Source organism: Janthinobacterium sp. BJB401 (assembly GCF_013372745.1).
GTDB lineage: Bacteria > Pseudomonadota > Gammaproteobacteria > Burkholderiales > Burkholderiaceae_D > Janthinobacterium > Janthinobacterium rivuli.
In genome coordinates this window covers 38,560-62,544 of sequence record NZ_JABXFH010000036.1, presented here as the reverse complement: position 1 = coordinate 62,544, position 23,985 = coordinate 38,560, and the positions used below count along the sequence as shown (strand labels likewise).

The window sequence follows — 23,985 nt, the reverse complement described above, 5'->3', positions numbered from 1 at the left end:
GCCGCCAGTTCCGGCGCATCGAGCCGCTGCCCCGTGAGGGTCGCCAGGCGGTTGCGCGCCGCGCGCTCATCAAAGTTCAGGCTGGGCAGGCGGGCGCTGGCCAGGCGCATTTGCGCCTCGGCGCGCATGCGTTCGGCCGGCGCGGCGCGGCCCGCGCTTTCGCGCTCTCGCACCAGCCGCAAGGTGCCGGACTGGTTGGCTAATTGTTCTTCCAGGCTGGCGCGCATCTGCTGCGCGCCGCGCAGCGTCAGGTAGGCGTCCACCACCTGCGCCAGGATCAGGCGCCGCACGTCGGCGCGCACGGCGGCGCGTTCGTCCGCCGTGGCCTCGGCCGCGGCGATGCTGTGGCGCACGCGGCCGAACAGGTCGAGTTCCCAGCTGAAGGCGGCGTTCCACTGCACCGGCGAGGCGATGTGCGGCTGGCCGTCGCGGCTCCCGATCGCCGCCAGACGCGCGCGCCCGGCCTGGACATCGAGGTCCGCCGCCGGCAGGCGGGCGCCGCGCGCCGCTTGCACAAATTCGCTGGCGCTGGCCAGGCGCGCGGCGGCGATGCGCACGTCGTCATTGTCGTGCCAGGCGCGTTGCACTAATTGCTCCAGCCTGGCGTCGCCCAGTGCTTGCCACCACAGCGCTGGCGGCGCGCCGGCCTGCAGCTCCGGTGCGCCGGCGGCCGAGGGCAGGACCGGCAGCCGCGCAGTATCGAGCGCCCGCGTCGCCGTGGGCGTGCCGACGCTGCAGCCGGCCAGGGCCAGCAGCGTGGCCGCCAGCAAAGGCGCCGCGCGGCGCGTGTTCAAGTTAGTCATGCAGCTCATGCGGCTCATGCGGCTTCTCCCAGCGCGGCCGTGCGTACGGCGGGCGCCGCGCGGCGCCGGCTCAGCAAGGTGAAAAACAACGGTGTAAACAACAGGCCGGACACGGTCACGCCCAGCATGCCGGCGAAGACGGCCGTGCCCATCGACTGGCGCATTTCCGCGCCCGCGCCGGAAGACAGCATCAGCGGTATCGCGCCCAGCAAAAAGGCCAGCGACGTCATGAGGATGGGCCGCAGGCGCGTGCGGGCGGCGGCGATGGCCGCCTCGCGCGCATCGGCGCCGGCCGCCATCGCCTGGCGCGCGAATTCGACGATCAGGATGGCATTCTTGGCGGCCAGGCCGATCAGCACCACGATGCTGATCTGCGTCAGCACGTTGTTGTCCAGGCCGCGCCACGACACGCCGACCAGCGTGGCCAGCACGCAGCTGGGCACGATCAGCACGACGGACAGGGGCAGCAGCCAGCTTTCAAACAAAGCTGCCAGCAGCAAATATACGAGCAGCACGGCCAGGCCCAGCACCATGCCGGTGCTGCCGCCCGCGTGCTTTTCCTGCAGCGCCAGTTCTGTCCACTCGTAGTCGAAGCCGTCCGGCAGGCGCGCCTTGAGCAGTTCTTCCATCGCGGCGATGGTTTGCCCCGTCGAGTAGCCAGCCTTGGTGCTGCCCTGGATTTCGGCCGCGGGATACAGGTTGTAGCGCGGCACGCGGAATGGCGCCGTGCCTTCGCTGAAGGCGGCCACGCTGCCCAGCGGGACCATGTCGCCGTTGGCGGTGCGCGTCTTCAGGGCTGCCAGGTCGGCCACGCTGCGCCGGTAGGGCGCGTCCGCCTGGGCGGTGACGCGCCACACCCGGCCCATCAGGTTCATGTCGTTGACGAACACGGGCGCCATGTAGCTTTGCAGGGTCTCGTTGAGGCGCAGCAGCGGCACGCCCAGGTATTCGGCCTTGGTGCGGTCCAGTTCAACCTTGATCTGCGGACTCATGGCGTTGAACGGCGTGAAGGCGCCCGTTACCGAGGGCAGCTTGCCCGCTTCCTCGACGATGGCGCGCGCGGCCGCCTGCAAGGCTTGCGGTCCCTGGCCGCCCGTGTCGCGCAGCATCAGCTTGAAGCCGCCGCCCGTGCCGATGCCGCGCACGGACGGTGGCGGTATCACCATCACGCGCGCCGCGCTGATGGGCGCCAGCCTGGCGCGCATGGCGCCCAGCATGGCCGGGCCGTCCAGGCCATCGCTGGCGCGCGCGCCGAAGTCCTTGAACATGGTGAAGATGACGGCCGTGTTGGGCGCGGACGTAAACGTGGCGCCATCCGTGCCGACGAAGGCGGCCGTGTGGGCCACGCCGGGGTGGCTCAACAGGCGGGCCGTGGCGTCCTGCACCACTTCGCTGGTGCGCGCCAGGGTCGAACCGGCCGGCAGCTGGATCGAGACGATGGCGTAGCCGCGGTCCAGCTGCGGCACGAAACCGCGCGGCGTCGCGTCCAGGCGCCACAGGGTCAGGCCCGCCAGCAGCAGGTACACGGGCAGCATCAGCCAGCGCCGCGAGAGGATGCGCCCCGTCAGCCGCACGTAGCCGCCCGTCAGGCGCGAAAAGCCACGGTTGAAAATGCGCATCCAGCGCGCGCCCGGGCTGTTGGCATCGTGCTGCGGCTTGAGCAGCAGCGCGGCCAGGGCCGGCGACAGCGTCAGCGACACCAGCGCCGAGATCACGGTGGAGGCGGCGATGGTGACGGCGAACTGGCGGTAGAACATGCCGGAGATGCCGTCGATGAAGGCCGTCGGCACGAAGACCGCCACCAGCACCAGCGCGATGGCGACCAGGGCAAAGCCCACTTCGTCCATGCTGCGCTGCGCCGCGGCGACGGGACTCATGCCGTCCTCCATGTGCCGCTCGACGTTTTCCACCACCACGATGGCGTCATCGACGACGATGCCGATGGCCAGCACCAGGCCGAACAATGACAGGGTATTGAGGCTATAGCCCATCGCCGCCAGCACGCTGAAGGTGCCGACCAGGGACACGGGAATGGCCAGGATGGGAATGATGGCCGCGCGCCACGAGCCGAGGAACAGCAGCATGGCCAGGCACACCAGCAGGGCCGCTTCGAAGATGGTGTCGCGCACCTTGTCGATCGAGGAGCGGATGAATTCAGTCGGGTTGTAATAGCTGTGGTAGGCGACGTCCTGCGGGAAGTCGGCTTCCATCCTGGCCAGCAGGTCCAGCACGCGGTCGCCCGTGGCCAGCGCGTTCGAGCCGGGCAGCAGGCTGATGCTCAGCGCGATGGCCGTGCGCTTGTCGACGAAGCCGCTTTCCGTGTAATCCTGCGCGCCCATCTCGACGCGCGCCACGTCGCGCAGGCGCACCACGCCGCCGCCGGCATGGGCGGCCACGACGATGGCTTCGAATTCGGCCACGTCGCGCAGGCGGCTTTGCGCCTGCACCTGTACCTGGAAGGCGCCGTCGCTGCCGCCGGGCGGCTGGTTCAATACGCCGGCGGCGACCTGGGAATTGGCCTGCCGCACGGCCGCGATCACTTCCGGCGCCGTCAACCCCAGCGAGGCCACGCGCGCCGGGTCGAGCCAGATGCGCATCGAGAAGTCGCGCGCGCCGCGCGTGTAGATGTCGCCCACGCCTTCGACGCGGGCCAGCTTGTCCTTGATGGCCGTGCCGATGAAGTTGGAAATGTACTGCTGGTCGCGCGTGCCTTTGGGCGAATCGAACAGCACCACCATCAGCTGGTCGGGCGATGCCTTCTTGACGGCCAGCCCCAGGCGCCGCACGGCATCGGGCAGGCGCGCTTCGGCCACCGCCACGCGGTTCTGCACCAGCGACTGGGCCTGTTCGACGTTGGTGCCCGCCTTGAACACCACGCTGATGGTCAGCTTGCCGTCGCCCACCGATTGCGAGGACAGGTACAGCATGCCGTCGACGCCGTTGATTTCCTGTTCGATCGGCGCGGCGACGGTATCGGCGATTTCCTGCGCCGAGGCGCCAGGATAGCTGGCCTTCACGGTTACCGTGGGCGGCACGATCTCGGGAAACTCCGAGATCGGCAGGCGCATGGCCGACACCGCGCCCACCAGGGTGATGAGGATGGACAGCACGATGGCAAACACGGGGCGGCGGATGAAAAATCGGGAAAAACGCATGCTCTCTCCTTATGCGCCGTTGGCGCGCGGGGCGGCCACCAGCACCTGGTCGCCCGGGCGCACCTTGGCCGCGCCGGAGACGATGACTTTATCGTGCGGTCCGAGGCCGGACAGCACGATCTGCTTGTCGCCCCGCAGGCCGCCCAGTTCCAGTTTGCGCGGCGCCACCTTGCCCGCCGCGTCCACGACGAACACCATCTTTTTGTTCTGGTCGCTGAGTATGGCGGCGTCGGGCACCAGCAGGCGCTCCTGCGCCGCGCCGACGGGGATGCGCACGCGCGCAAAGCTGCCCGGCATGATGGCGCGGTCGGCGTTGGCCAGGCTGGCGCGCAGGCGCACGGTGCCCGAGCGGGCGCTGATTTCGTTGTCGACAAAGTCGACGCTGGCATCCTGCGCGGGGCCGCCGCCGTCGAATGCCAGTTGCACCTTCGATGGCAGTTTGCTTTGCTGGCGCAGGCGCTGGAAATCCGCTTCCGACAGGTCGACCATGGCGCGCACGGGGCTGTGCGCGACGATGGTGGTCAGCACGCCGCTTTGCGCCGCGCCGCCGGCCACGTAGTTGCCGACATCGACGCGGCGGTCCGACACGGTGCCGGCGATGGGCGCGCGCATGGTGGTAAAAGACAGTTCCAGTTCGGCGCTGCGCAGTTCCGCCTGGCTCAGCATGACGGCCGCCTGCGCGCCTTCCAGTTCGCCGCGCGCCCGTTCCAGCTCCTCGGTGCTGGCTGCGCCCGTTTGCTGCAGCCGGCTGCTGCGCTCGAACTGGGCCGTGGCCAGCTTGCTGCGTGCATTGGCCTGGGCCAGGCCGGCCCGGGCACGGTCGCGCGCCGCCGCGAAGGGGCGCGGGTCGATGACGAACAGCGCATCGCCGGCCTTGACCTGCTGGCCGTCGCGAAAGGCGATCTGCTGCAAATAGCCGGAAACGCGCGAGCGCACTTCCACGCGCTGCGACGGTTCGATGCGGCCCGTGTAGTCGAGGGTCGCCTGCACCATCGACGTTTCGGGCAGGGCCACGGACACGGTGGCCTTGGGTGGCGGGCCGCCAGGCGCGGCCTGGGAACGGCCGCAGCCGGATAACGTGGCGCCGCAGGCCAGGGCCAGCAGCAGTAACAGCGGGACGGGCAGGGACGGGATCGGACGGGGGCGCATCATGCGGGGTCTCCAGAAGGCGTGGGTGGCTTGGCCAGGGCGCGGCCGAGCGCGAAAATGGCCAGCGCGGCGAGCACCAGCGCGCTGGCGACGGCAAAGGTGGCGTGCATGCCGCCGATCATGGCGGCTGGCGGAGCACTGGCGATATCGCTGGTGCCGGCAGCGAAGACGGCGCCCATCACGGAGGCGCCCGTGACGAGGCCCAGATTGCGCGACAGATTGAGCATGCCGGAGATGACGCCGCGCTGCTCGGGAACGATATCGACCATCACGGCCGTATTGTTGGCTGCCTGGAACAGCGCATAGCTGGCCGTCAGCAGCATGATCGGGACGACGTAGCCGGCAATGCCCAGGCTGGCGGGCAGCAGGGCCAGCGCCAGGCAGGCGAAGGCCGCGCCGCACAGGCCCGCGCCGCCCATGCGCTGCGCGCCGTAGCGGTCCACCAGCCAGCCGGACGGCACGCCGCAGAACGCCGCCACCAGCGGCCCGGCCGCCAGCACCATGCCGGTGACGGCCGTGCCCAGGCCCAGGCCGCGCGCCAGGTAGAAGGGGCCGACCACCAGGGTGGACATCATCACCGTCGAGACCAGCATGCTGGTCGCCAGGCCGGCGCTGAGCACGGGCGCGCGCAGCATGGCCAGGCGGATCAGCGGCGCCGGCGCCTTCAGTTCGACCCGGACAAACAGGATGGCGCCAACGCAGGCGGCCAGCAGCAGCGCCACGTTGCGCGCGCCGAAATGGCCGCGGCCCACGGTCATCGCCAGCGCATAGGCGCACAAGGTCAGGGCCAGCAGCACGGTGCCGCGGTGGTCGAAGACGGGACGCTTGGCGTTGGCGCCGCGCTGGTCGGCCGGCAGGAAGCGCCAGGCCATCAGCAGCGCCACGCCGGCCAGCGGCACGTTGACGAGGAAAATGGCTTGCCAGCCGAAGTGCGCGATCAGCAGGCCGCCCAGCGCGGGGCCAAGCGTGGTGCCGACGGCCGACATGGTGCCGAGCAGGCCCATGGCGCTGCCCGTTCTGGCCTTGGGCACGGTGCTGCCGACAAAGGCCATGGTCAGCGCCATCATGACGGACGCGCCCAGGCCCTGCAGGGCGCGCGCGGCAACCAGCAGCCACAAGGTGGGCGCCAGGGCGCACAGGATGGAAGCGACGGCAAACAGCGCAATGCCGGCCAGCAGCAGGCGGCGCCGGCCGACCATGTCGCCAAGGCGGCCCACGCTGACGATCAGCGCGGTGATGGCCAGCAGATAGGCCAGCACGATCCATTGCACATCCTGGAACGGCGCGTGCAGGGCCCTGGCCATGTCGGGCAAGCCCACGTTGGCGATACTGGTACCCAGCGCGGGCAGCAGCATGGCCAGGGACAGGCTGGCAAGCGCGCCGCGCACGGGGCGCATGGCGCTACCGGCTTCTGTGGCCTGCTGGTCGGGTGGACTGGGTTTTGAAGGTGCTTGCATGGCGTGGTGGATCCTCGAATAGGGTCACCACATGGTACTGAGGGATTTGATATGGCGGAAGACGCATCATTTGCATTGTGTTATTGCGTTTGACGCCATGTGAGCGGGAAGGACTACATGGCCAATCAGATCGCGTTCAGCGGTATTTTGAGGTAGCGCACGCCGTTGTCTTCCGGCTCGGGCAGCTTGCCTGCATTGATGTTGACCTGGATGGCGGGCAGGATCAAGGTCGGCATGTCGAGGGTGGCGTCGCGGCTGGTGCGCATGGCCACGAATTGTTCTTCCGTGATGCCGTCGCGCAGGTGGATGTTGCCGGCCCGTTGTTCGGCCACCGTCACTTCCCAGCGCGCCTCGCGGCCGTTGGGCGGGTAGTCGTGGCACATGAACAGCCGTGTTTGCGGCGGCAGCGACAGCAGGCGTTGCGCGGAGCGGTACAAGAGGGAGGCCGAGCCGCCGGGAAAATCGCAGCGGGCCGAGCCTACGTCCGGCATGAACAGGGTGTCGCCGACGAAGACGGCGTCGCCGATCTGGTACGCCAGGTCGGCCGGCGTGTGGCCGGGCACGTGCAGGGCGCGTACTTCCAGCTTGCCGATATGGAAAACCTGGTCGGGCGCGAACAGCTGGTCGAACTGCGAGCCGTCGGCCCTGGCGCCGTCCTGGTGGTAGACGGCCGCGAACGCCTGCTGCACCGTCTGGATGGCGGCGCCGATGGCCACGTCGCCGCCCAGCTGCTGCTGCAGGTAGGGCGCGGCGGACAAGTGGTCGGCATGCGCATGGGTTTCCAGCAGCCAGCGGCACTGCAAGCCGTGTTCGCGCACGAAAGCGATCACCTTGTCGGCCGAGGCGGTCGAGGTGCGGCCCGCCTTGGGGTCGTAGTCGAGCACGGAATCGATGATGGCGCAGTCGCGGCCATCGGCTTCGTAGACAACATAGGTGACGGTGGCGGTGGCGGGGTCGAAGAAAGCTTGGATTTGTGGAGTCATCACGGCGGCAAGGGACGGGCAAGGGAAGGGCATTATATCGTCAGAGTTCGCTAAAAAAATGCTGCAAATCGACATTTAACATGCGAAAAACAGATAAGCGTCCGTCACAGTCGTGCGCACCCTGACGCTTGCAGCATGGTAACCTCATTCTTCCAAGGAGGAATTCATGAACGATATCACTGCACGCAGCGAACAGTACCGCGGTTTTACGATTTCCGTGACCCCGCAAAAGGATAACGACGATTTATGGGATTTTACCTACCGCTTGCAGCGCGAAGGTGAACCCGAGGCGCAGGCGATCACGCGCAGCCGCACCCTGGGCGGCTATGCGGCGCCCGAGACGGCTTGCACGGCTGGCCTGGAAGTGGCCAGGACGGAAGTGGATAATCTGCTGCGCCCTTGAGCGAGCGTAAATCGTTTAGCCCGAAACTGCGCCTGACTACGGCTGGCGCGTGAAACACGTCGCTGCCAGTCGCGCTTCATGCTACGATTTCCACTATTGAGTCAGTCACCAAGGAGGCACCCCATGGATAGCAGTTCTAAAATTCACTATAAAGGCTGGGAAATCGTTCCCCTGGCCGTGCCCACCACCGACGGCAGATGGTCGGCCAGTTGCGATATCGAACGCGCCACCGTGGAAGGCCTGGAAGTATTCGAAGGCTCGACCATGCAATTCGTGCGCGACGACGAGGAGGGCGCCATTGCCGCCGCCTGCGAAGAAGCCGTGCGCCAGATCGACAACATCATCGCCAATCCGCTGGTGCGGCTGGCCTAGTTTTAGCTCCTAATATCACTCTCAGCCGGCGCCCGCCGGCTTTTTTTCATACGCGCTGTTTTCCTGTCTGTTGCATGTTTCATTCAATGTTTCAAAATGAATTGATTGAAACAAATGTGAAACGTTGTTGACGCCAAACGTGACATCGCTGTTCCCTCGCGTGACAGCCACGCTGCGCGGCCCCCACAGCCGTTTGCCCACCTTTTCGCTCTGCGACAATGGGTTTTTCCACTGGTCGAAGGGGCCTGGCACGGCATTTGCAATACTTATGCTCATAGCCACTCCGTGAAACATTCGGGACCATCCGAAACCCATAAGGTGAACACATGACTCAATACTCCGCAGGTGCCGCATTCCGCAAGGCCGTCCAGGAAGAATCCCCGTTGCAAGTCGTCGGCGCCATCAACGCCAACCACGCCTTGCTGGCCAAGCGCGCCGGTTACAAGGCCATCTACCTGTCCGGCGGCGGCGTCGCGGCCGGCTCGCTGGGCTTGCCTGACCTGGGCATTTCCAGCCTGGACGATGTGCTGACCGACATCCGCCGCATCACCGACGTGTGCGACCTGCCGCTGCTGGTCGACGCCGACACGGGTTTCGGTTCGTCCGCATTCAATGTGGCGCGCACCGTGAAATCGATGATCAAGTTCGGCGCGGCTGGCCTGCACATCGAAGACCAGGTGGGCGCCAAGCGCTGCGGCCACCGTCCTGGCAAGGAAATCGTGAGCAAGGAAGAAATGGTCGACCGCATCAAGGCGGCCGTCGATGCGCGCACGGACCCGAACTTCGTCATCATGGCGCGCACCGATGCGCTGGCCGTCGATGGCCTGGAATCGGCTTTGGAACGCGCCGTCGCCTGCGTCGAAGCGGGCGCCGACATGATCTTCCCGGAAGCCATCACGGATCTGGACATGTACGCCACCTTCGCCAAGGCCGTCAACGTGCCTATCCTGGCCAACATCACGGAATTCGGTTCCACGCCGCTGTTCACCTTGGACGAATTGCGCAGCGCGCACGTGGGCCTGGCCCTGTATCCGCTGTCCGCTTTCCGCGCCATGAACAAGGCGGCGGAAAACGTGTACCAGGCGCTGCGCCGCGACGGCACGCAAAAGAACGTCGTCGACACCATGCAGACGCGCATGGAGCTGTATGAATCGATCAATTACCATGACTTCGAACAAAAGCTCGACGCGCTGTTCGCCGCGCAAAAGAAATAAGCAGAAATAAGCAAGAAGCAGGGGCCGCATGCCGGCCCCGCAGTGATGCAACCGAGACTAGTCAATTTTTGGAGAAATCAATGAACGCACCGCAAGCCGCCACTTTCAAGCCTAAAAAATCCGTCGCCCTGTCCGGCGTCACCGCCGGCAACACGGCGCTGTGCTCGGTCGGCAAGACCGGCAACGATTTGCATTACCGCGGCTATGACATCCTGGACGTGGCCGACAGCTGCGAGTTCGAGGAAATCGCCTACCTGCTGGTGCACGGCAAGCTGCCGACGTCCGCTGAATTGAAAGGCTACAAGGCCAAGCTGAAATCCCTGCGCGGCTTGCCGTCGGCAGTGAAGCTGGCGCTGGAAGCGCTGCCGGCCGCCGCCCACCCGATGGACGTGATGCGCACGGGCGTGTCCGTGCTGGGCTGCACCTTGCCGGAAAAAGACGACCATAACGCGCCGGGGGCGCGCGACATCGCCGACCGCCTGATGGCGTCGTTCGGCTCCATGCTGCTGTACTGGTACCACTACAGCCATAACGGCAAGCGCATCGAAGTGGAAACGGACGACGACTCGATCGGCGGCCACTTCCTGCACCTGCTGCATGGCGAAAAACCGTCGGCATCGTGGGAAAAAGCCATGCACACGTCCTTGATCCTGTACGCGGAACATGAATTCAATGCCTCGACCTTCACCAGCCGCGTGATCGCGGGCACGGGGTCGGACATCCACTCGGCCATCACGGGCGCCATCGGCGCGCTGCGCGGTCCGAAACACGGCGGCGCGAATGAAGTGGCGCTGGAGATCCAGAAGCGCTACGACAACCCGGACGAAGCGGAAGCCGATATCCGCGAGCGCGTGGCCAACAAGGAAGTGGTGATCGGTTTCGGCCACCCCGTCTACACGATTTCCGACCCGCGCAACGTCGTCATCAAGGAAGTGGCCCGTTCGCTGTCGCAGGAAGCCGGTTCCACGAAAATGTTCGACATCGCCGAGCGCCTGGAATCGGTCATGTGGGAAATCAAGAACATGTTTCCGAACCTGGACTGGTTCTCGGCCGTGTCCTACCACATGATGGGCGTGCCGACGGCGATGTTTACGCCGCTGTTCGTCATCTCGCGCACCTCGGGCTGGGCCGCCCACATCATCGAGCAGCGCATCGACAACAAGATCATCCGCCCGAGCGCCAACTACGTGGGCCCGGAAGATCTGGAATTCGTGCCGATCAAGGACCGCAAATAATGAGTACTGCATTGACTACCCCGATGAATACCTTGCACCGCAAGCCCTTGCCGGGCACCCAGCTAGACTATTTCGACACGCGCGCCGCCGTCGATGCGATCCAGCCAGGCGCCTACGCCACCTTGCCCTACACCTCGCGCGTGCTGGCCGAAAACCTCGTGCGCCGCTGCGACCCGGCGACATTGAATGCTTCGCTGAGCCAGTTCATCGAACGCCGGCGCGACCTCGATTTCCCGTGGTTCCCCGCGCGCGTCGTCTGCCATGACATCCTGGGCCAGACGGCCCTGGTCGACCTGGCCGGCTTGCGCGACGCCATCGCGGCCCAGGGCGGCGACCCGGCCCTGGTCAACCCGGTGGTGCCCACGCAGCTGGTGGTCGACCATTCGCTGGCCGTCGAATGCGGCGGTTTCGACCCCGACGCCTTCGCCAAGAACCGCGCCATCGAAGACCGCCGCAACGAAGACCGTTTCGATTTCATCGACTGGACCAAGAAAGCGTTTAAAAACGTCGACGTGATCCCGCCGGGCAATGGCATCCTGCACCAGATTAACCTCGAGCGCATGTCGCCCGTGATCCAGGTGCAGGATGGCGTGGCCTATCCCGACACCCTGGTGGGCACGGATTCGCATACGCCGATGGTTGACGCGCTGGGCGTGATCGCCATCGGCGTGGGCGGTCTGGAAGCGGAAAGCGTGATGCTGGGCCGCGCCTCGTGGATGCGTTTGCCCGACATCATCGGCGTCAAGCTGACGGGCAAACCGCAGCCGGGCATCACGGCTACCGATACCGTGCTGGCGCTGACGGAGTTCCTGCGCAAGCAGAAGGTCGTCTCGTCCTACCTGGAATTCTTTGGCGAAGGCGCATCGCACCTGACCCTGGGCGACCGTGCCACGATTTCCAACATGGCGCCGGAATTTGGCGCCACGGCCGCCATGTTCTACATCGACGCGCAAACCATCAAGTATCTGAAACTGACGGGCCGCGACGACGAACTGGTGAAACTGGTGGAGCTGTACGCCAAAGAGACGGGCCTGTGGGCCGACAGCCTGGTCGACGCGCAGTACGAGCGCGTATTGACGTTTGACCTGTCATCCGTCGTGCGCAATATCGCCGGGCCGTCGAATCCGCACAACAGAGTGCCGACGTCGGAACTGGCTGCGCGCGGCATTTCCGGCGTGGTGGAAAACGAGCCGGGCAAGATGCCGGACGGCGCCGTCATCATCGCGGCCATTACCAGCTGCACCAACACGAACAACCCGCGCAACATGATCGCCGCCGGCCTGATCGCGCGCAATGCGAACCGCCTGGGCCTCACGCGTAAACCTTGGGTGAAATCCTCATTGGCACCCGGCTCGAAAACCGTGGAACTGTATCTGCAGGAAGCGGGCCTGATGCCGGAACTTGAAACATTGGGCTTCGGCGTCGTGGCGTTTGCCTGCACCTCGTGCAACGGCATGTCGGGCGCGCTCGACCCCGTGATCCAGGATGAAGTGGTGTCGCGCGACCTGTACGCCACGGCCGTTTTGTCGGGCAACCGCAACTTCGACGGCCGCATCCACCCGTACGCGAAGCAGGCTTTCCTCGCCTCGCCGCCGCTGGTGGTGGCCTACGCGATCGCCGGCACCATCCGCTTCGATATCGAGAAGGATGTGCTGGGGATTGACGCGGACGGCAAGCCGATTTTGCTGAAGGATATCTGGCCATCCGACGAGGAAATCGACGCCATCGTCGCCTCCAGCGTCAAGCCGGAGCAGTTCCGCAAGGTGTACATTCCGATGTTCGCCGCGCAGGCGGACGACGGCATCAAGGTCAGCCCCCTGTACGACTGGCGTCCGCAGACGACGTATATCCGCCGTCCGCCGTACTGGGAAGGCGCGCTGGCTGGCGCGCGGCCATTGAAGGGCATGCGTCCGCTGGCCGTTTTGGGCGACAACATCACCACCGACCACTTGTCGCCATCGAACGCCATTATGCTCGATAGCGCGGCCGGCGAGTACCTGGCGAAAATGGGTTTGCCGGAGGAAGACTTCAATTCCTACGCCACGCATCGGGGCGACCATTTGACGGCGCAACGCGCCACGTTTGCCAACCCGACCCTGAAGAACGAGATGGTCATCGAGGACGGCAAAGTCAAAGCCGGTTCGCTCACGCGCATCGAGCCGGAAGGCACGATCTCGCGCATGTGGGAAGCCATCGAGGTGTACATGGAGCGCAAGCAGCCATTGATCATCATCGCCGGCGCCGACTATGGCCAGGGTTCCTCGCGCGACTGGGCCGCCAAGGGCGTGCGCCTGGCCGGCGTGGAAGCCATCGTGGCCGAAGGTTTTGAACGCATCCACCGCACCAACCTGGTGGGCATGGGCGTCTTGCCGCTGGAGTTCCTGTCTGGCGTGAACCGCAAGACCCTGGGCCTGGACGGCAGTGAAACCTACGACGTCGTCGGCGAGCGCACGCCGCGCTCCACTTTGACCCTCGTCATCCACCGCAAGAACGGCGAAACGGTGCAAGTGCCCGTCACCTGCCGCCTCGATACGGCGGAAGAGGTGTCGATCTATGAGGCCGGCGGCGTGCTGCAGCGGTTTGCGCAGGACTTCCTCGAGTCTTCGAAAGCCGCGTAATTCACGATTGATGCAACGTAAATCAGGGGTCAGACCCGACGGAACTCGGCGTCCCCGTCTGACCCCAGCTCTTTGCCTCTGGGTTTAATCAGCAATTCAACGCAGGAACTCTAATGACCCACACCCCCCAAATCAAAATCCCCGCCACCTACATGCGCGGCGGCACCAGCAAGGGCGTGTTCTTCCGCCTGCAGGATTTGCCCGCCAGCGCGCAAGTGCCGGGCGCCGCGCGCGATGCGCTGCTGCTGCGCGTGATCGGCAGCCCTGACCCGTACGGCAAGCAGATCGACGGCATGGGCGGCGCCACCTCGAGCACCAGCAAGACGGTGATCCTGGCGAAAAGCAGCAAGCTTGAGCACGACGTCGACTACCTGTTCGGCCAGGTCTCCATCGACAAGCCGTTTGTCGACTGGAGCGGCAATTGCGGCAACCTGTCGGCCGCCGTTGGCTCGTTCGCCATCGCCAGCGGGCTGGTGGACGTCGCCCGCGTGCCGGCAAACGGCATCGCCACGGTGCGCATCTGGCAAGCCAATATCGGCAAAACCATCATCGCCCACGTCCCCATGACCAACGGCGAAGTACAGGAAACGGGCGACTTCGAACTCGATGGCGTGACCTTCCCGGCCGCCGAAGTAAAACTGGAATTCCTTGATCCGGCCGCGGACGAAGAGGGCGGCGACGGTAGCACCTCTGCCATGTTCCCCACCGGCAACCTGGTCGACGACCTCGACGTGCCCGGCATCGGCGTGTTGAAAGTCACGATGATCAACGCCGGCATCCCGACGATTTTTGTCGACGCGGACGCCATCGGCTACACGGGCACGGAGCTGCAGGACGCCATCAATGGCGATCTGGCCGCACTGGCCCGCTTCGAGACCATCCGCGCGCATGGCGCCCTGCGCATGGGTTTGATATCCCACCTCGATGAAGCGGCGAAGCGCCAGCACACGCCGAAAGTGGCCTTTGTCGCCAAGCCGGCCGGCTATGTGTCATCGAGCGGCAAGCAGGTGGCAGCGGGCGAGATCGACCTGCTGGTGCGCGCGCTGTCCATGGGCAAGCTGCATCACGCCATGATGGGCACGGCCGCAGTTGCCATCGGCACGGCGGCGGCCATCCCCGGCACCCTGGTCAACCTGGCGGCGGGCGGCGGCGAAAAAACCAGCGTGCGCTTCGGCCACCCGTCCGGCACCCTGATGGTGGGCGCGGAAGCGGCGCTGGCCGATGGTGTGTGGAGCGTCACCAAGGCCATCATGAGCCGCAGCGCGCGCGTGCTGATGGAAGGCGTGGTGCGCATACCCGGCGACGCCTTTTAAAGCCAAACAGGCGAATGCGCATGCAGATCAGTTGATATTTCTGCTAGCAAAGAAACTGAGCGACAAGGAAAATGGGGGAGCGTCAGCCTCGATGTACGTGAGCGTAGTGCAGGCGCTGGCGGCCTCCCATGCTTCCTGACTGGTGAACAGATGCTATTTAACTCCTACGTCTTCCTGTTTGCATATCTGCCCGTCACGCTGGCCGGTTTTTTCATCCTGGGACGGCGCAGCCGCTTATGGGCTGCCGCCTGGCTGGCCGGCGCCTCGCTGTTTTTCTATGGCTGGTGGGATTACCGCTACCTGCCGCTGCTGCTCGGCTCCATCGTCTTCAATTACGGCTGCGCCACCGTGCTTGGGCCGGGACGCATCCGCCACCGCAAGGGCCTGTTGATCGCGGCCATCGCCGCCAACCTGGGCTTGCTCGCCTATTACAAATATGCGGGTTTCTTCGTTGCCAGCCTGGCGCAATTGCTGGCGCAACCCATGCCCATCCTGCACGTGGTGCTGCCGATCGGGATTTCGTTTTTTACGTTTACCCAGATCGCCTTCCTGGTCGATACCTACCAGGGCAAGGCGCAGGAAAGCCGTTTTGTCCACTATCTGCTGTTCGTCACGTATTTCCCCCACCTGATTGCCGGCCCGGTGCTGCACCACAAGGAGATGATGCCGCAGTTTGCGGACCGGCGCATCTTCCGCCTTTCGGGCAGGAATGTGGCCATCGGCTCGACGATTTTCATCATCGGGCTGGCGAAAAAAGTACTGGTGGCCGATAACATCGGGCCGTACGCGGCGCCGCTATTCAGCGATCCCGCAGCGCCTACGCTGCTGACCGCCTGGGGCGGGGTATTGGCGTACGCGTTTCAGCTGTACTTCGATTTCTCCGGCTATTCCGACATGGCCATCGGCTTGTCGAGATTATTTGGCGTGCGCCTGCCCTTGAACTTCGACTCGCCCTACAAAGCGCGCAATATCGCGCAATTCTGGCGCCGCTGGCACATGACCCTGTCGCGCTTCCTGCGCGATTACCTGTACATCCCGCTGGGCGGCAAGCGCTGCGGGCCCGTGCGTCGCTACCTGAACCTGATGATCACCATGGTGCTGGGCGGCCTGTGGCATGGCGCCGGGTGGAATTTCATCGTCTGGGGATTCCTGCACGGCGCTTATCTGGCTATTCACAAGGGCTGGAGCGAGGTTGCGCGGCGCCTGCATCTGCCGCTCGATAGCCGGACGTGGAAGATCGTCGCCACCGTCATCACCTTTGCCGCCGTCTGCGTTGCCTGGGTCTTTTTCCGCGCACCGGACATGGCGACGTCATGGGCTATCCTGCAGGGCATGGCGGGTGGCAACGGCATTGCCATACCCGACGCGCTGGCCAGCCGCGTGCCTGCGCTGCAGCGCTTGCTGGAAACGGTGGGCGTGACGTTTTACCTGGGCGAAGGCTTCCAGTTCGTCAAAACCTGGGTGTGGATAGGCATTGCGGCGCTGCTCGCCTTCGCCTTTCCGAACACGCAGCAGATCATGCGCCGCTGTACCCCGGCGCTGGATTTTCAGCGTGCCAGCACGACAGGAGCGGCAGGTCCCCACATGGCGCGCCTGCTGACGTGGCGTGCTTCGCCGGCGTGGGCGGCGGCCATCGCGCTGCTGGCGCTGGCCAGCATCCTGGCCCTGAACCAGCCCGCCGATTTTCTGTATTTCCAGTTTTGACGGGGAGCGCTGAAAATGAGCAGACCTTCTTATGCCCGTTATCTGTCCATCCTCACGCTGGTGTTGCTGTCCTGCGCCTGCCTGGTATGCGTCTTCGTGTACATCGTCGACCCCTACAATTTATATGGCGTGGCAAGGCGCGAAAACTTCAACGCCGTCAAACCTGGGCTGGAACGCTACCAGAGCCAGATCAAGCACGAACACGCGCTGCGCTTGCGGCCGCGCTTCATCATCCTGGGCAACTCGCGCGCCGAGATCGGCTTCGATCCGCGTGCCGCTGCATTTGGCGCAATGCAGGGCGCTGGCTACAACATGGGGATTCCCGGCACGGGGATGGCGACGGCCATCAGCCAGTTCGGGCAGCTGACCCAGGCTGGCATCAAACCGGGGACGGTGATCGTGGGCCTTGAATTCATTGATTTTCTGACGCCGGCCATCGCGCCGCCGGCGCGCGCAGAGGCGCCGTCCAGCCATCTTCCTGGATTTTGGCGTTTCGATACCTTGTTTTCTCTGGCTTCGGTCAAGGACGCCGTGAAAACCCCGCTTATCCAGCATGACAAGGCGGCGTTCACCATCGAGCCAAGCGGCCTCAATCCTGCGCTGGACTATGGCGCACATGCGGTCCGCGATGGCTATGACAAGGTATTCAGGCATCGGGCGCAGAAAAGCGCCGCCCGATTTGTCACCATGTCGAAAACCGATTTTGCTGACGGCGATTTTCAATCGCTGCACGACTTCTTGCTGGCGATGTCGGCCACGCAGGCCGATATCAAGCTGGTGATCTATCCCTACCACGCGCAGATGCTCACCCTGTTCGAAGGAGCAGGTCTGTGGCCCCTGTTCGAGGAGTGGAAACAGCAGGTGGTGCAGGAAGTGGCGGCGGTAAAGGAAAAGAACCCTTCCGCCAGCATCAGCGTGACCGATTTCAGCGGCTTTGGGCCTTACAACTGCGAGCCGATCCCCACGCAACAACAGCGCCACGCCAGCACGCGCTGGTACTGGGAAGCGGGGCACTTCAAGAAGGCACTGGGCGACATCGTCATGCAGCGCATCATGACGCAGAAGGGTGGTGCGCCGGACGATGGCCAGTTCGGCATGCCGCTGACCAGCGCCACCTTGGCGGCGAATCGCGACAGGATTGCCGCCGAGCGCCGCGCCTGCGAGGCGGCGCAGCCAGCGATGTTCGCGCTCTCGAAAAAACTGTTTGAAAAATCTTTGGAGAGGGCATCCATACGCAGATAAAGGAAGAAAGACCCAGGTAGATGCTACACAAATAGTAAACATAAAGTAAACATAAGGAGGCCAGGCCAGTTCGCCCAAGCCCGATACCAGATTGCACGCATACCGGAGGAGACATGAATTTCGCAGCATTTTATCAACGCTCGATCGACACGCCAGAGGCTTTCTGGCGCGAGGAAGCGGACAAGATCGACTGGAACGCCCCGTTTTCGCAAGTGCTCGATTATTCGCGCCCACCGTTCGCCAAATGGTTCGTCGGCGGCACCACGAATTTGTGCCACAACGCCGTTGACCGCTGGGTGGACAGCCAGGGCGATGCCGCCGCGCTGATCGCCATTTCCACCGAAACGAACACGGAGCGCATCTACAGCTTTCGCGAACTGCAGCGAGAAGTGGAGCGCTGTGCCGCCATGTTGCTGTCGCTGGGCGTGGTCAAGGGCGACCGCGTCCTGATCTACATGCCGATGATCGCCGAGGCGGCGTTCGCCATGCTCGCTTGCGCCCGCATCGGCGCCGTGCATTCCGTGGTGTTCGGCGGCTTTGCCGCCAACAGCCTGGCCAGCCGCATCGACGATGCGCAACCCAAGCTGGTGTTTTCCGCCGATGCCGGTTCGCGCAATGGCAAGGCGATTGCCTACAAGCCGTTGCTCGACGAAGCCATCCGCATCGCCGTGCACAAGCCGCGGCAGGTGCTGCTGGTCGACCGCCACCTGGTGCCGATGGAACTGATGCCGGGCCGCGACGTCGATTACGCGACACTGCGCGAGCGGCATCTGGATGCGCGGGTGCCCGTCACCTGGCTCGAATCGAATGAGCCGTCTTACGTGCTGTACACCTCGGGCACGACGGGCAAACCGAAGGGCGTGCAGCGCGACGTGGGCGGCTACGCGGTGGCGCTGGCGTCGTCGATGCAGTACAACTTCTGCGGCAAGCCCGGAGAAACCTTCTTTGCCACCTCGGATATCGGCTGGGTGGTGGGCCATTCCTACATCGTGTACGGCCCGCTGATCGCCGGCATGGCCACCATCCTGTACGAGGGCTTACCCATCTGCCCCGATGCGGGCATCTGGTGGAGCATCGTCGAGAAATACAAGGTCACGCGCATGTTCTCGGCGCCGACTGCCATCCGCGTGCTGCGCAAGCACCCGGTGGAACTGATGCGCAAATACGACCTGTCGTCATTGAAGGCGCTGTACCTGGCGGGCGAGCCGCTCGATGAAACCACCTCGCAGTGGATCGCCGATGAACTGAAAGTGGACATCATCGACAACTACTGGCAGACGGAGACGGGCTGGCCGATTCTCTCGGTGGCGAAAGGCGTGGCCGACACGCCGACGCGCCTGGGCAGCCCCGGCCTGGCCATGTACGGCTACCAGGTCAGGCTGCTCAACGAAGCGACGGGCGAGGAGTGCGGCGCGAACGAGAAGGGTGTGCTGGTGCTGGAAGGCCCGCTGCCGCCCGGCTGCATGCAGACGGTGTACGGCGACGATGCGCGTTTCGTCGACACCTATTGGTCCACCTTCAGCGGCCGGCAAGTGTATTCCACCTTCGACTGGGGCGTGCGCGATGCGGATGGCTATTACTTTATTCTGGGCCGCACGGACGATGTGATCAACGTGGCCGGCCACCGCCTGGGCACGCGCGAAATCGAGGAAAGCATCACCAGCCATCCGAACGTATCGGAAGTGGCGGTGGTGGGCGTGGAGGACAAGCTCAAAGGCCAGGTGGCGATGGCGTTCGTGATCCTGAAGGATCCGCAGGGTTTCGACAGCGTTGACGCGAAAGCGGTGCTGGAGCGCGAAGTGATGGCCGTCGTCGACCGCCAGCTGGGCGCCGTGGCGCGGCCAGCGCGCGTGCTGTTCGTGGCGCAGCTGCCGAAAACGCGTTCGGGCAAGCTGCTGCGCCGTTCGATCCAGGCCATCTGCGAAGGGCGCAGCCCGGGCGACCTGACGTCGATGGATGATCCGGCCGCGCTGCAGCAAATCCAGGCAGCGCTGGCGTAAACGCCCAATTGAAAGCGAAGTTTATCAATCGATAAATTTCGCTTTCAAATGCGGTCGCTTTCCTTGCGCACGACCCTGCCCACGATCAGGCATTCATTGCCGCGGCACAGCTTGCGGTGGTATTTGCGCTGGTCCGGGTTGTCCGACGTCAGCCACCATTCGCCGATATCGCGCGCCATGCGCTTGACCACCGGTTCGCCTTCATAGTTGATCGCGAATACCACGCCATCGGCCGGCCGGCTGTCGGCCGTATTGATGATCACCACGTCGTCCTCGTACAGGGCCGGCTCCATGCTCTCGCCCTTGACCTTGATCGCCACCAGTTTTTCAGGGTGGTAGCCATTGCGCTCGACCCAGCTGCGCGGCACGCTGATGGTGCTGCCGTCGTGCGTTTCCGGTTCGATGGCAAAGCCCGTGATGCCCGCCGACAGGCGCAATTTGACCTTGCGGATCGGGTAAAAACGTTCGTCCTCGCCATCTTCCACGACCACGGGCTGCGCGCCGGCCAGCGCGCGCGCGGCCATGGCCGCCTGGTCGGGCGCCGCGCCCTGGTCGAAGTACATGCTGTCCAACTGCAGATCCGCTTCCAGCTTGCGCGCGATTTTTTCGCTGAAGGCGCGTCCCTCGCGGTAGCTGGGCGAGAGGATTTGCGAGATGCGCGCCTCGCTCCAGCCGCTGACGTCGGAAATTTTCTTGCGCGTGTTGTCGTAGTGTTCGCGGATCAGGGCCAGCAGGCGGTCGCGTCTGTATTGATACATATTCATCTCCACATTAAACCTGAAATTTACCGTTTGATAAATTACCAAATGCTTGACTTTAACATTAGCGATTGATAAAGTCCACTCGTTGCCTGTCGCAAACGCACTACAGCGTCTGCCGGTTGGCGGCACCACGGGAGGTCAGGCAGATGTTGAACAGCAGTCAATTGGTTGAAAGCAGGGCGGCGCCACGGCAGGGGCGCCAGTTACAGGGACGCAGCAAGAAGTCACAGCTGCACATCGCCCGCATCGCGCAGTACATCCGCGAGCAGGGCCAGGCCAGCGCGGCGCAGTTGTCCGCCTTGCTGGGACTCGATGCGGGCACCATGAGCCGCTATTTGCGCCACATGTGCGGCATGGGGCAGATTCATCTGGCGCAGCGGCATTGCACGGAGCCGGGACGCCAGCGGCCCGCCCTGTATGCGCTGGGCGAGCAGGACGACGAGGTCGATGGCTGGGCCGAGCTGCCGCCGCAAGTGCGCCGCACGGCCAGCTGGGCACGCGGCACGGCCAGCCGCGATCCGCTGGTGGCGGCCCTGTTTGGCCCGGCCCAGAATAACGATTAGTATCAACGAGGAGATATCATGGGATTCGCAGAAAAATTCATCGCATCGCTGTCGTCGCAGAACCTGCGCGACGATGCCGTCCACCACGACCTGGATGTCATCGCCGCCGCCGCGCTGGCCGGCGACATGGGCGCCTTGCTGTGCCGCGTCAAGTATGCGGACGGCACCGTCAGCCGCCTGTTTGAAGGCAATGCCGGCAATCTCGCGCAGTTGCTGCGCGCCTGGACGGCGGCCGTGACGCACAAGGGCCGCGCGCGGCGCTGGGTCAAGGCGCAGACGGCCTGGGATGCGCAGGCGGCCAATACCTTGTACCGCCGCGTGGCCGAAGCGTCGCTCGCGCATTGGCTCGACAGCAAATGCAAGGTCTGCCACGGCACGGGCGTCGTCGCCGCCATGCAGGCTGGCGCGCCTGTCGTTTGCAAGGCGTGCCACGGTGGGGGCGAAGCGGCCATCAGCTGTTCCGGCGGCTTCGAGCTCGAACGCATCAAGGACATGGTCAGCGAACTGGAAGGCATCTTCCAGTCGCACAGCGCCCGCGCCATGCGCCGCCTCGGTCACTGAAATTTTTTTTGCAATATGCCCGGCACTGAAAAAAACGCCCCTACAATAGAGTCTCGATCACGCAGCAACAGCAACACAGCCAATACCGCAGTACACCACATGCTTCTCCACTCGTAATCGACGCGCTTTCGGCGCGACACCGATAGGGGAAATCAGCGCAGCGAACGGCCTTCATGGCCCCTTCGCCCACTATCCATCCGGCATGGCCTCGCGCCATCCGGACGCCAGCCCGCCGCCTCGCCGCGTGCGGGTTTTTGTCTTCCCGATTATTCGCAGTTCCTTCCCCAAGACCGCCGCTGGCGGTCTTTTTTTATCCCACGAAAGGTTTTACAACTATGGCATCGACAGCAAACGGCATCGACAGCGTGATCGTCATCAGCAAACAAAGCGCCGAAGGCAGCAAGGCCGCCGCCGGTGGCGGCCAGATTTATCCCCGCGTCACGGCTACCTTCGATACGGAAGCGGACAAATACGCGAGCGCCGAAATCGACGCCAGCCAGCAGCAGGGCGATACCCGCCTGGGCAACTTCCGCACCACGGGCGCCATCAAGGCCGAAGCGGCGTGCGGCACGTATGCACCGCTGATGGCTGCGCTGCTGCGCCGCGACTTCACGGCGGGCGGCGTGGCTGCCGCGCAAACCACCATCGCCGCTGCCGCCTCCGGCCTGACGCGCAGCGCCGGTTCCTGGCTGGCGGAAGGTTTCCGTGCCGGCAGCGTCGTGCGCATCACCGGCATGACGGCGCCGGCCGCCGCCAACAACGCGAAGAACTTCTTCGTCACGTCGGTCACGGCCACCAACCTGAATGGCCAGTTCATGGACGGTTCGGCCATGATCGTCAAGGCGGCCGGCGATTCGGTCGGTGTGGCGGCGGTCGGCAAGCGCAGTTTCACCCCGTTGACCGGTCATACCACCGACTGGTTCACGGCCGAAGTGCAGGACCCGAAGATCGGCGTGCACCGCAGCTTCGTCGATCAATTGGTCAGCAAGATGGATATCGCCGTGCAGCCGAACGGCATCACCAGCCTGGACTTCACCCTGATGGGCAAGTCGGAAGGTCCGACCACGGCCGTGCCGCATTTCGCCACTCCCCTGGCTGCACCGGGCACCGGCAAATTCTCGGGCGCCACGGCGATGCTGTCGGTGAACGGCATCCCGTCGCAGATCTGCACCGGCATGTCCGTCTCGCTCGACGGCCAGGTCAAGGTCGACCCGGTGATCGGCTCGAAGTACGCCACGGCTGCCTCGCGCGGCAAGGTGATGGGCTCTGGCCAGTTCACGGTGCTGCTGCAGGATGCCACCTACCTCGACTACTTCAAGTCCGAGACGGAAATCCCGCTGGCCTACGCCATGGCGTCGGGCACGGCGCCGGCAGCCGACGTGCTGGCGCTGGCCATGGGCCGCATCAAGATCACCTCGGCCAAGATCGACGACGGCGAGAAAAACAAGATCGTCACCTGCGCCTTCGACGTCCTGCGCTACAAGGGCGCCGACGCGCAGCACGAAGCGACCACCCTGACCATTCAGGATAGCGCGCTGTAAGCGGCTAGCGCCTGCACCGGGGCCGCCGCGATGGCGGCCTTTTTACTTTTACTTCATCCAGAAAGCATCACACATGAACAACGCGCAAAAAATCCAGGCAGGTTTCGACATCGGTAACATCCACGCGGCAGCCACGCCCGTCACGTTCGACGTGCCCGTTATCTTCGATGCGGATGGCGAAGCGGTGGCCGGCCTGACCATCGTCGGCAAGAACAGCGAACAATACCGCGTCGCCAACAACGCCGTGCGCGCCGAAGGCTACAAGAAATCGGCGCGCCGCAAGACGGCCATCGACGCCTCCACCGACGAAGGCGCGGAATTGCTGGTGCAAGCCATCGACGGCAACCAGAAACGCCTGGCGCTGGCCGTGGTGACGGGCTGGTACGGCTTCACCAGCAATGGCGCACCCGTGCCGCTCGATCCGGCGCTGCTGGAAGCGGCCTTTGAAAAATACCCGACCTGGCAAGAAAAGGTCACGACGGCGCTGGAAAACGAGTCGAATTTTTTGAAACTCTGACGGCCAGCCTGCTGCGCTATGCCGGGCACCAGTTCGAGCGCGGCGCGCGGGCGGCCGATGGCCATGCCAAGGGCGAGCATATCGATGCCGCCCGGCGCCATCCGCTGTACCGCGCGCCGCCCGAGCGGGAGGCGCCGGCCATGCCGTTCGAGCTGGCCCACGTGTGGGAATGGTTCGCGCAATTGAACCGCAAGCGGCAGAACGGCATGGCCGTCAATCCCATCGCCAGCACGGAAATCCTCGCCTGGCAGGCGCGCCACGCCATCGCCATCGAGCCGTTCGAGCACCAGTTGCTCGACCAGCTCGACGCGCTGTTCCTGTCGCACCAGCATGCGGCGGGCTGACCCGCATTTTCCAACCCGGCCGCCATGCGCGGCCTTTTTTATGGGCCAAA

The 23,985-nt window shown here is 64.6% G+C and carries 21 protein-coding genes; 14 read left to right on the top strand and 7 right to left on the bottom strand.

What is annotated here, in order from left to right; all coding sequences use genetic code 11:
• From HWE17_RS20670 to HWE17_RS20650, 5 genes are all read right to left on the bottom strand, one after another.
• Positions 1–803: TolC family protein (locus HWE17_RS20670; RefSeq protein WP_176390064.1), on the bottom strand; the 803-nt coding region annotated here is incomplete at its 3' end.
• 14 nt (positions 804–817) lie between these two features.
• Positions 818–3,958, bottom strand: coding sequence for an efflux RND transporter permease subunit (locus tag HWE17_RS20665; RefSeq protein WP_176390063.1), 3,141 nt, complete (start codon positions 3,956–3,958; stop codon positions 818–820).
• A 9-nt stretch (positions 3,959–3,967) separates the two neighbouring features.
• Positions 3,968–5,110 carry an efflux RND transporter periplasmic adaptor subunit gene (locus HWE17_RS20660; protein WP_176390062.1) on the bottom strand — a complete coding sequence of 381 codons (1,143 nt, stop codon included), beginning with the start codon at positions 5,108–5,110 and terminating at the stop codon, positions 3,968–3,970.
• Positions 5,107–6,564 carry an MFS transporter gene (locus HWE17_RS20655; protein ID WP_176390061.1) on the bottom strand — a complete coding sequence of 486 codons (1,458 nt, stop codon included), beginning with the start codon at positions 6,562–6,564 and terminating at the stop codon, positions 5,107–5,109. Before HWE17_RS20655 ends, HWE17_RS20660 begins: the two co-directional genes overlap by 4 nt.
• A 125-nt stretch (positions 6,565–6,689) precedes the next feature.
• Positions 6,690–7,547 carry an MBL fold metallo-hydrolase gene (locus tag HWE17_RS20650; protein WP_176390060.1) on the bottom strand — a complete coding sequence of 286 codons (858 nt, stop codon included), beginning with the start codon at positions 7,545–7,547 and terminating at the stop codon, positions 6,690–6,692.
• Positions 7,548–7,713: 166 nt separating this feature from the next.
• Here HWE17_RS20650 and HWE17_RS20645 point away from each other — a divergent pair, with 166 nt between their 5' ends.
• Together HWE17_RS20645 and HWE17_RS20640 are read left to right on the top strand one after the other, a co-directional pair.
• Positions 7,714–7,950: a hypothetical protein gene (locus tag HWE17_RS20645; RefSeq protein ID WP_070257673.1), complete on the top strand. Its 237-nt coding sequence runs from the start codon at positions 7,714–7,716 to the stop codon at positions 7,948–7,950.
• A 123-nt stretch (positions 7,951–8,073) separates the two neighbouring features.
• Positions 8,074–8,322, top strand: a complete 249-nt coding sequence (locus HWE17_RS20640) for a hypothetical protein (RefSeq protein ID WP_176375974.1) — start codon at positions 8,074–8,076, stop codon at positions 8,320–8,322.
• Positions 8,323–8,343: 21 nt separating this feature from the next.
• On the opposite strand, the gene HWE17_RS20635 is transcribed toward HWE17_RS20640, so the two are convergent.
• Entirely contained in the window at positions 8,344–8,598 is a 255-nt protein-coding gene (locus tag HWE17_RS20635) for a hypothetical protein (RefSeq protein WP_176390059.1), read from the bottom strand.
• Between the two features lie 50 nt (positions 8,599–8,648).
• Between HWE17_RS20635 and prpB the strand changes: the two genes are divergently transcribed.
• The 7 genes from prpB to HWE17_RS20600 all read left to right on the top strand — a co-directional run bounded on the left by prpB (position 8,649) and on the right by HWE17_RS20600 (position 19,648).
• Entirely contained in the window at positions 8,649–9,536 is an 888-nt protein-coding gene (gene prpB, locus HWE17_RS20630) for a methylisocitrate lyase (RefSeq protein ID WP_035819901.1), read from the top strand.
• An 80-nt stretch (positions 9,537–9,616) separates the two neighbouring features.
• Positions 9,617–10,771 (top strand): 2-methylcitrate synthase, encoded by a 1,155-nt coding sequence (prpC, locus tag HWE17_RS20625; RefSeq protein WP_035819899.1) that lies wholly within the window; start codon positions 9,617–9,619, stop codon positions 10,769–10,771.
• A gap of 23 nt (positions 10,772–10,794) precedes the next feature.
• A complete protein-coding gene (acnD, locus tag HWE17_RS20620) occupies positions 10,795–13,389 on the top strand; it encodes a Fe/S-dependent 2-methylisocitrate dehydratase AcnD (protein ID WP_176390069.1) in 2,595 nt (864 codons plus the stop codon).
• Positions 13,390–13,502: 113 nt separating this feature from the next.
• Positions 13,503–14,702: a 2-methylaconitate cis-trans isomerase PrpF gene (prpF, locus tag HWE17_RS20615; RefSeq protein ID WP_176390058.1), complete on the top strand. Its 1,200-nt coding sequence runs from the start codon at positions 13,503–13,505 to the stop codon at positions 14,700–14,702.
• A gap of 150 nt (positions 14,703–14,852) precedes the next feature.
• Positions 14,853–16,406 (top strand): MBOAT family protein, encoded by a 1,554-nt coding sequence (locus HWE17_RS20610; protein WP_176390057.1) that lies wholly within the window; start codon positions 14,853–14,855, stop codon positions 16,404–16,406.
• Between the two features lie 15 nt (positions 16,407–16,421).
• Positions 16,422–17,648 (top strand): hypothetical protein, encoded by a 1,227-nt coding sequence (locus HWE17_RS20605; protein WP_176390056.1) that lies wholly within the window; start codon positions 16,422–16,424, stop codon positions 17,646–17,648.
• 113 nt (positions 17,649–17,761) lie between these two features.
• Complete coding sequence (locus HWE17_RS20600; RefSeq protein WP_176390055.1) at positions 17,762–19,648, top strand: propionate--CoA ligase; 1,887 nt, start codon at positions 17,762–17,764, stop codon at positions 19,646–19,648.
• Between the two features lie 44 nt (positions 19,649–19,692).
• Here the strand turns inward: HWE17_RS20600 and HWE17_RS20595 are convergent, their stop codons facing one another.
• Complete coding sequence (locus HWE17_RS20595) at positions 19,693–20,406, bottom strand: S24 family peptidase (protein ID WP_035819889.1); 714 nt, start codon at positions 20,404–20,406, stop codon at positions 19,693–19,695.
• A 149-nt stretch (positions 20,407–20,555) separates the two neighbouring features.
• On the opposite strand from HWE17_RS20595, the gene HWE17_RS20590 reads away from it, so the two are divergent.
• The 5 genes from HWE17_RS20590 to HWE17_RS20570 all read left to right on the top strand — a co-directional run bounded on the left by HWE17_RS20590 (position 20,556) and on the right by HWE17_RS20570 (position 23,935).
• Positions 20,556–20,972, top strand: coding sequence for a FeoC-like transcriptional regulator (locus HWE17_RS20590; protein ID WP_176390054.1), 417 nt, complete (start codon positions 20,556–20,558; stop codon positions 20,970–20,972).
• An 18-nt stretch (positions 20,973–20,990) separates the two neighbouring features.
• Positions 20,991–21,533, top strand: a complete 543-nt coding sequence (locus tag HWE17_RS20585; RefSeq protein WP_176390053.1) for a hypothetical protein — start codon at positions 20,991–20,993, stop codon at positions 21,531–21,533.
• Between the two features lie 335 nt (positions 21,534–21,868).
• Positions 21,869–23,074, top strand: a complete 1,206-nt coding sequence (locus HWE17_RS20580; protein WP_176390052.1) for a phage tail tube protein — start codon at positions 21,869–21,871, stop codon at positions 23,072–23,074.
• Positions 23,075–23,147: 73 nt separating this feature from the next.
• On the top strand, positions 23,148–23,591 hold the full coding sequence (locus tag HWE17_RS20575; protein WP_034751875.1) for a hypothetical protein: 444 nt from the start codon (positions 23,148–23,150) through the stop codon (positions 23,589–23,591).
• A 140-nt stretch (positions 23,592–23,731) separates the two neighbouring features.
• The gene (locus HWE17_RS20570; protein ID WP_051991236.1) at positions 23,732–23,935 is read left to right on the top strand and encodes a hypothetical protein; all 204 of its coding nucleotides are present in this window, start codon (positions 23,732–23,734) and stop codon (positions 23,933–23,935) included.
• Positions 23,936–23,985 lie beyond the last annotated feature (50 nt).

Bases quoted from the DNA above. Each gene is read 5' to 3' on its own strand.
- HWE17_RS20650 (WP_176390060.1), bottom strand. From the start codon at position 7,547: ATGACTCCACAAATCCAAGCTTTCTTCGACCCCGCCACCGCCACCGTC.
- HWE17_RS20575 (WP_034751875.1), top strand. From the start codon at position 23,148: ATGAACAACGCGCAAAAAATCCAGGCAGGTTTCGACATCGGTAACATC.
- acnD (WP_176390069.1), top strand. From the start codon at position 10,795: ATGAATACCTTGCACCGCAAGCCCTTGCCGGGCACCCAGCTAGACTAT.
- HWE17_RS20660 (WP_176390062.1), bottom strand. From the start codon at position 5,110: ATGATGCGCCCCCGTCCGATCCCGTCCCTGCCCGTCCCGCTGTTACTG.
- HWE17_RS20665 (WP_176390063.1), bottom strand. From the start codon at position 3,958: ATGCGTTTTTCCCGATTTTTCATCCGCCGCCCCGTGTTTGCCATCGTG.
- HWE17_RS20610 (WP_176390057.1), top strand. From the start codon at position 14,853: ATGCTATTTAACTCCTACGTCTTCCTGTTTGCATATCTGCCCGTCACG.
- HWE17_RS20640 (WP_176375974.1), top strand. From the start codon at position 8,074: ATGGATAGCAGTTCTAAAATTCACTATAAAGGCTGGGAAATCGTTCCC.
- HWE17_RS20570 (WP_051991236.1), top strand. From the start codon at position 23,732: ATGCCGTTCGAGCTGGCCCACGTGTGGGAATGGTTCGCGCAATTGAAC.
- HWE17_RS20590 (WP_176390054.1), top strand. From the start codon at position 20,556: ATGTTGAACAGCAGTCAATTGGTTGAAAGCAGGGCGGCGCCACGGCAG.
- prpB (WP_035819901.1), top strand. From the start codon at position 8,649: ATGACTCAATACTCCGCAGGTGCCGCATTCCGCAAGGCCGTCCAGGAA.
- HWE17_RS20645 (WP_070257673.1), top strand. From the start codon at position 7,714: ATGAACGATATCACTGCACGCAGCGAACAGTACCGCGGTTTTACGATT.
- HWE17_RS20655 (WP_176390061.1), bottom strand. From the start codon at position 6,564: ATGCAAGCACCTTCAAAACCCAGTCCACCCGACCAGCAGGCCACAGAA.
- HWE17_RS20595 (WP_035819889.1), bottom strand. From the start codon at position 20,406: ATGTATCAATACAGACGCGACCGCCTGCTGGCCCTGATCCGCGAACAC.
- prpF (WP_176390058.1), top strand. From the start codon at position 13,503: ATGACCCACACCCCCCAAATCAAAATCCCCGCCACCTACATGCGCGGC.
- HWE17_RS20600 (WP_176390055.1), top strand. From the start codon at position 17,762: ATGAATTTCGCAGCATTTTATCAACGCTCGATCGACACGCCAGAGGCT.
- prpC (WP_035819899.1), top strand. From the start codon at position 9,617: ATGAACGCACCGCAAGCCGCCACTTTCAAGCCTAAAAAATCCGTCGCC.
- HWE17_RS20585 (WP_176390053.1), top strand. From the start codon at position 20,991: ATGGGATTCGCAGAAAAATTCATCGCATCGCTGTCGTCGCAGAACCTG.
- HWE17_RS20635 (WP_176390059.1), bottom strand. From the start codon at position 8,598: ATGAGCATAAGTATTGCAAATGCCGTGCCAGGCCCCTTCGACCAGTGG.
- HWE17_RS20580 (WP_176390052.1), top strand. From the start codon at position 21,869: ATGGCATCGACAGCAAACGGCATCGACAGCGTGATCGTCATCAGCAAA.
- HWE17_RS20605 (WP_176390056.1), top strand. From the start codon at position 16,422: ATGAGCAGACCTTCTTATGCCCGTTATCTGTCCATCCTCACGCTGGTG.